The sequence below is a fragment of the Thalassovita taeanensis genome (assembly GCF_900110775.1).
Classification (GTDB): domain Bacteria; phylum Pseudomonadota; class Alphaproteobacteria; order Rhodobacterales; family Rhodobacteraceae; genus Litorimicrobium; species Litorimicrobium taeanense.
Map to the genome: position 1 here is coordinate 1 of NZ_FOEP01000033.1, position 2,706 is coordinate 2,706.

2 protein-coding genes are annotated in these 2,706 nt (G+C 63.2%); both read left to right on the top strand.

The genetic code is table 11. The annotated features are described in order from the left end of the window. Positions 1-110 (top strand): 2Fe-2S iron-sulfur cluster-binding protein (locus tag BSF79_RS19345; RefSeq protein WP_245776461.1); only part of this gene is annotated, 110 nt, incomplete at its 5' end. 100 nt (positions 111-210) lie between these two features. Further along, entirely contained in the window at positions 211-2,595 is a 2,385-nt protein-coding gene (locus BSF79_RS19350) for a xanthine dehydrogenase family protein molybdopterin-binding subunit (RefSeq protein WP_090271467.1), read from the top strand. Positions 2,596-2,706: the final 111 nt, after the last annotated feature.

Here is a 2,706-nt window from a genome sequence, read left to right on the forward strand (position 1 = left end):
AGGTGCGCGACCACCTTGAGGGCAATATCTGCCGCTGCACCGGGTATCACAACATCGTGCGCGCGATCATGGCAGCAAGCGGGCAGGCGGTTCCGATCGCGGCAGAATAAGCGCTGTGCCCGAGGAGGGGCGCGGCACAGATAATTTTCAGCAGGCGGGTTGCCGGGCGACAGAGCCGGGGCGGCGGGGCCTGATCAGGGAGGACATGACATGCCGAAGGACGATGGAATTGGCGCAAGCAGCAAGCGGCGCGAGGACGTCCGGTTTCTGACCGGGGTGGGGAATTACACCGACGATATCAATCTGCGCGGGCAGGCCTATGCCTATTTCCTGCGCTCGGATGTGGCGCATGGGCGGATCGAGCGGCTGGATGTGGCGGCCGCCGAGGCGATGGACGGCGTGCTGAAGGTCTTCACCTCGGCGGATTTTGCCGCAGCGGGGGGCGTTCCGTGCGGGTGGTTGATTACTGACCGGTTCGGGCAGCCGATGCAGGAACCCAAGCACCCGATCTTGGCCGAGGGCAAGGTGCGCCATGTCGGCGATCCGATCGCAGTGATCGTGGCAGAGACGCTGGAGCAGGCACGAGATGCCGCCGAGGCGGTCGAGCTTGAGATCGAAGAGCTGGAGCCGGTGCTGGATGTGAAGGCGGCGGTGCTGCCGGGCGCCACCAAGGTGCACGACGATCTGACCTCGAACCTGTGCTATGACTGGGGGTTTGTTGAAGAAAACCGCGAGGCGGTGGATGCGGCGATCAAGGCGGCGCATCACGTGACCACGCTGGAGCTGCGCAACAACCGGTTGGTGGCAAACCCGATGGAGCCGCGGGTGGCGGTGGGCGACTACAGCCGCGCCAACGACGAGCACACGCTGTATACCACCAGCCAGAACCCGCATGTGATCCGGTTGCTGATGGGGGCGTTCGTGCTGTCGATCCCGGAACACAAGCTGCGGGTTGTGGCACCCGATGTGGGCGGCGGATTTGGCGCCAAGATTTTTCACTATGCCGAAGAGGCGTTTGTGACCTGGGCCGCCAAGGTGTTGAACCGTCCGGTCAAGTGGACTTCGAGCCGGTCAGAGGCCTTCATGTCGGACGCGCATGGCCGCGATCATGTGACCAAGATCGAGCTGGCGATGGACGAGAACAACAAGTTCACCGCCGTGCGCACCGACACCTATGCCAATATGGGCGCGTATCTGAGCACCTTTGCGCCGTCGGTTCCGACCTGGCTGCATGGTACGTTGATGGCGGGGAACTATACCACGCCGCTGGTCTATGTGAACGTCAAGGCGGTGTTCACCAATACGGTGCCGGTCGATGCTTATCGCGGTGCGGGCCGCCCCGAAGCAACGTATCAGCTGGAGCGGGTGATCGACAAGGCGGCGCGCGAGGTCGGGATGGATCCGGCCGAGTTGCGACGGCTGAACTTCATCCAGCCCGATCAGTTCCCCTATGACACGCCCGTCGCGGTGACTTATGATACCGGCAACTATCAGGCCACGCTGGATAAGGCGCTGGAGATGACGGATTATGCGGGGCTCGGTGCGCGGGTGGCTGAAAGCAAGGCGCGCGGCAAGCTGCGCGGCTTTGGCATTGCGCATTATATCGAGGCTTGCGGCATCGCGCCGTCGAACCTGGTGGGGCAGTTGGGCGCGCGTGCGGGCCTGTACGAATCCGCCACTGTTCGGGTCAACGCCACCGGGTCGATTTCGGTGATGACCGGCTCGCATTCGCACGGGCAGGGCCACGAGACGACCTTTGCCCAGGTGATGGCCGAGATGATCGGCATTGATGCCAGCCAGATCGACATTGTGCATGGCGACACGGCGAAGACGCCGATGGGCATGGGCACCTATGGCTCGCGCTCGATCGCGGTGGGCGGGTCGGCGATGGTGCGCGCGACCGAGAAGATCATCAACAAGGCCAAGAAGATCGCGGCGCATCTGATGGAGGCGTCAGAGGCGGATATCGAGCTGAAGGACGGTCAGTTCAGCGTTGCGGGCACGGATAAATCGGTGGCTTGGGGCGATGTTACCCTAGCGGCCTATGTGCCGCACAATTATCCGCTGGAAGAGATCGAACCGGGGCTGGAGGAGACGGCATTTTACGATCCGTCGAACTTTACATACCCCTCGGGCGCGTATTTCTGCGAGCTGGAGGTCGACCCAGACACCGGCAAAGTCGAGATTTTGGGCTTCACCGCCGCTGATGATTTTGGCAACGTCATCAACCCGATGATCGTCGAAGGTCAGGTTCATGGCGGGTTGGCGCAGGGGATCGGTCAGGCGCTGCTGGAGGAGTGCGTTTATGACGAGAACGGCCAGTTGCTGACCGGGTCGTTCATGGATTACGCGATGCCGCGCGCCAGCGATCTGCCAATGTTCGCGGTGGATCATTCGTGCCAGACACCGTGCACCCATAACCCGCTGGGGGTGAAGGGGTGTGGCGAAGCAGGTGCGATCGGCAGCCCGCCTGCGGTGGTCAATGCGGTGATCGACGCGTTGCAGCGCGGTGGGTATGACGTGACCGATATCGATATGCCGGTGTCGCCTGCCCGGGTCTGGACGGCGATGCAGGGGGCCGCGCGCAAGGGCTGATTTGCGTGCGCGCCGGTGGTCGTGATGGCCATCGGCGCGCCCGCAGAACTGAGGAACCTGAGGTATAATTCAGGGCACGGGCGCGGGCTCGGGGTCCTGTGGGAGGAACGA

Coding starts and splice junctions, on each gene's coding strand:
- BSF79_RS19350 (WP_090271467.1), top strand. CDS start 211: ATGCCGAAGGACGATGGAATTGGCGCAAGCAGCAAGCGGCGCGAGGAC.